Origin of the sequence: Mesorhizobium sp. M7A.F.Ca.US.006.04.2.1, assembly GCF_004022915.1 — a bacterium.
GTDB classification, from domain to species: Bacteria; Pseudomonadota; Alphaproteobacteria; order Rhizobiales; family Rhizobiaceae; genus Mesorhizobium; species Mesorhizobium ciceri.
The window spans coordinates 1-3848 of record NZ_RZQA01000630.1; the positions used below are offsets into that span (position 1 = coordinate 1).

Below are 3848 nucleotides of genomic sequence, written 5' to 3' on the forward strand. Positions count from 1 at the left end.
GTCGTCGGCGATCTGTTCGGCGCGGGAAAGATGTTCCTGCCGCAAGTGGTGAAGTCGGCGCGGGTGATGAAGCAGGCGGTGGCTGGACTGCTGCCGCACATGGAAGCCGAGAAGCTGGCAAACGCCGCCAACGGCATCGACAATGGCGAACGTAAAACGGCCGGAAAAATCCTGATGGCGACGGTCAAGGGCGATGTCCATGACATCGGCAAGAACATCGTCGGCGTGGTTCTCGCCTGCAACAATTACGAGATCATCGATCTCGGCGTCATGGTGCCGGCGGCCAGGATCCTGCAGACGGCGCGCGAGCAAAATGTCGATATCATCGGCCTATCCGGCCTGATTACGCCGTCGCTGGACGAGATGGCGCACATGGCTGCCGAGATGGAGCGTGAAGGCTTCGACATTCCGCTGCTGATCGGCGGCGCGACGACCAGCCGCGTGCACACGGCGGTGAAGATCCACCCGCGTTACAGCAAGGGGCAGACGGTCTATGTCACCGACGCCAGCCGCGCGGTCGGCGTGGTCTCATCCTTGCTGTCCAACGAGAGCAAGGATGGCTTTGTCGATACGGTGCGCGCCGAATACAAGAAGGTCGCCGATGCGCATGCCCGCTCGGAAGCCGACAAGCAGCGTTTGCCGCTGGCCAAGGCGAGGGCCAATGCGCATCGGATAGACTGGTCTGAATATGAGCCGCCGAAGCCGTCCTTCGCAGGCGTGAAGGTGTTCGAGAACTGGGACCTGACCGAGCTCGCGCGCTACATCGATTGGACGCCGTTCTTCCAGACCTGGGAGCTGAAGGGCCGCTATCCCAAGATATTGGAGGATGAGGCGCAAGGTGCCGCCGCACGCCAGTTGTTCGAGGATGCGCAGGCGATGCTGAACAAGATCATTGCCGAAAAGTGGTTCGCGCCGCGCGGCGTCATCGGCTTCTGGCCGGCCAACGCCGTCGGCGACGACATCAGGCTGTTTACGGACGAGAAGCGGTCGCAGGAACTGGCGACGTTCTTCACCTTGCGCCAGCAACTGACCAAGCGCGACGGCAAGGCCAATGTTGCCCTGTCGGATTTCGTCGCGCCGGCGGAGTGCGGCAAGGCCGATTACATCGGCGGCTTCATCGTCACCGCCGGCATCGAGGAGGTGGCGATCGCCGAACGCTTCGAACGCGCCAACGACGACTATTCCTCGATCATGGTCAAGGCGCTGGCCGACCGCTTCGCCGAAGCCTTTGCCGAGCGCATGCATGAGAAGGTGCGCAAGGAATTCTGGGGCTACGCGTCAGATGAAGCGCTGGCGCCCGACGAGCTGATCGGCGAACCCTATCGCGGCATCCGACCGGCGCCCGGCTATCCGGCTCAGCCCGACCATACGGAGAAGGCGACTTTGTTCCGGCTGCTCGATGGCGAAGGCAATGCCGGCGTGAGACTGACCGAAAGCTATGCGATGTGGCCGGGCTCATCCGTCTCGGGGATCTATCTGGCGCATCCCGAAAGCTATTATTTCGGCGTCGCCAAGGTCGAACGCGACCAGGTCGAGGATTATGCGCGCCGCAAGGCGATGCCGTTGACCGAGGCCGAGCGCTGGCTTGGCCCCATCCTCAACTACGTGCCGGCACACTATGCCGAGGCGGCTGAATAGCCGATGCCGGCGCGCCTGACGGAAGCGACAGGCGAATGCCGATCGCTTCTCCAGTGTCATCCTGGCCCGCTTCGATTCCTGTGGGCTATTGCATGGCCGACGGGTTCATCCACAGCAGCTCCCAGACGTTGCCGTCCGGATCTTCGATGTGGCGGTTGAACATGAAACCAAGATCCTGCGCCGGGTTGGGATCGGCGCGACCGCCTGCCGCCACGCCCTTCTCGATTACGACATTGACCTCGTCCTTGCTGTCGACGGTTAGTGCGATCAACATCTGGCTGTCCCGCTTGGGGTCGCCGATCGGGCGCGCTGTGAACTGGCTGTAATGCTGGTGCGTCAGCAACATGACCCCGATCGAGTCTGAGAACATGATCGAGCTGGACTGGTCGCTCGAGAACTGCGGGTTCAGCGTGCCCCCGATCGCGAGATAGAACTTGGTCGCCGCCTGCAGATCGCGTACCGGTAGATTGAGGAAGATCATTTTGGTCATCGGTCTAAGCCTTGCTGCCGTTGATGGGTACTAGCCAGTCTAGTACTGTAACTATGGCTACCATGCGGGAACGGTACCGTCTAGTACCGGTTGAGAGGCGCTATGAAAATTGATGGTGAGACCAGGTCGGCTCGCAAGGATCGTGAAATCATTGAAGCGGCTACGGCCGCCTTCATCGCCAAGGGCTATGATGGAACCAGCATGGAAGAGATCGCCACCAAAGCAGGCGCATCCAAGCAGACTGTCTACAAGCATTTCACGGACAAGGAGACGCTTTTCGGCGAAGTCGTCGAGTCCACCGCCAGCCAGACCAACGATGTCGTCGAGTCCGTGACGATGCTGCTTTCCGAGGCGAAATTCATGGAGGGTGGGCTACAGCAGCTTGCCCGACGCATGACAACGACGCTGATGGACGAAGAGCTGCTGAAGCTGCGGCGTCTGATTATCGCCAACGCGGATCGGATGCCGCAGCTTGGCCGGAGCTGGTATGAAAAAGGTTTTGAACGCATGCTTGCCTCGGTGGCATCATGCTTTCAAAAGCTTACCAGTCGAGGCCTGTTGCAGACCAGCGATCCCCGTCTGGCGGCCAGCCATCTCTTCGGAATGCTTCTCTGGATCCCAATGAACGAAGCCATGTTCACCGGAAGCAACCCGCGTTCGAAGGCGGACCTCGAGCGGCACGCCGATGCTTCGGTCGAAGCATTCCTTGCCGCCTATGGGGCGCGGCCGAAATAGTCGCGCGCCGCTCCGCCAGCGATGCTTATTGTGGTCGATTGTCCGTCCACGCCAGCGTCTTTTGCTTAAGGCCGGTGGCGGAGTCGGTTTAGGCACAGGATGCTCGCTTACGATCCAAGGCTGCGATAAACCCAGGGCAGCCGTCTTTGCAGCTGGAGCGTCAAATGACCGTACTCACCCGACGCCGGCTTTTGAAAACGGCAGCGATTGCCGGCGCAGGCGGGGTCGGGCTTTCGGCCATGGGCCGGCTTGGTGGCTGGGCCGCTGCCACGCCTGAGCCGGTGGTTTTGCAGACGGCAAAGATCCAGGCGAAGCTGATGGATATCGGCCAGACCAGGGATGTGCTGACCTATGGCAACGCCGGAATGCCGCCCGTGCTCAGAATGAAAAAAGGCCAGCCCTTCGCTGCACGCCTTGTCAACGCGATCGACGATCCGACGACGATCCACTGGCACGGTATTCGCGTTCCAAACAAGATGGACGGCGTGCCGTTCCTGGTCCAGCCCTACGTCTACACCGGCGATCATTTCGACTACGCCTTCACGCCGCCCGATGCCGGCACCTTCTGGTACCACCCGCATTGCAACACGCTGGAGCAGATGGGCCATGGCCTGACCGGCGTGATCGTGGTCGAGAATCCCAACGATCCGAAATTCGATGCCGAAATCGTCCTCAATTTGCGCGACTGGCGCCTCGGCGACGACGGTCAGTTCATCGACCAGTTCCGGCCGCGCGATGCCGCGAGAACCGGAACTTACGGCACGGTGCGCACCGCCAATTGGCTCGACCAGCCGCAATATGATGCGCCGGCCGGCGGACTGGCGCGGCTGCGCGTCGCCATCACCGACGTGACGCGAATCTACGCTTTTCACGTCGACGGTGCAAAGGCGACTGTCATGGCGCTCGACGGCAATCCGGTGCCTGAGCGTTTTTCGCCCGATGCCTTGCTGCTTGGACCCGGCCAGCGCATGGAGCTGGCCATACG

The 3848-nt window shown here is 61.3% G+C and carries 4 protein-coding genes; 3 read left to right on the forward strand and 1 reads right to left on the reverse strand.

All coding sequences use genetic code 11. From position 1 onward, the window contains the following. Positions 1-1638 (forward strand): vitamin B12 dependent-methionine synthase activation domain-containing protein (locus EN925_RS26820; protein ID WP_206632947.1); only part of this gene is annotated, 1638 nt, incomplete at its 5' end. 85 nt (positions 1639-1723) lie between these two features. On the opposite strand, the gene EN925_RS26825 is transcribed toward EN925_RS26820, so the two are convergent. Next, positions 1724-2128 carry a VOC family protein gene (locus tag EN925_RS26825; protein ID WP_013530216.1) on the reverse strand — a complete coding sequence of 135 codons (405 nt, stop codon included), beginning with the start codon at positions 2126-2128 and terminating at the stop codon, positions 1724-1726. A 102-nt stretch (positions 2129-2230) separates the two neighbouring features. Between EN925_RS26825 and EN925_RS26830 the strand changes: the two genes are divergently transcribed. Then, entirely contained in the window at positions 2231-2863 is a 633-nt protein-coding gene (locus tag EN925_RS26830) for a TetR/AcrR family transcriptional regulator (RefSeq protein WP_024504795.1), read from the forward strand. 164 nt (positions 2864-3027) lie between these two features. Then, the coding region (locus EN925_RS26835; protein ID WP_164894409.1) for a multicopper oxidase domain-containing protein at positions 3028-3848 on the forward strand (821 nt) is incomplete at its 3' end.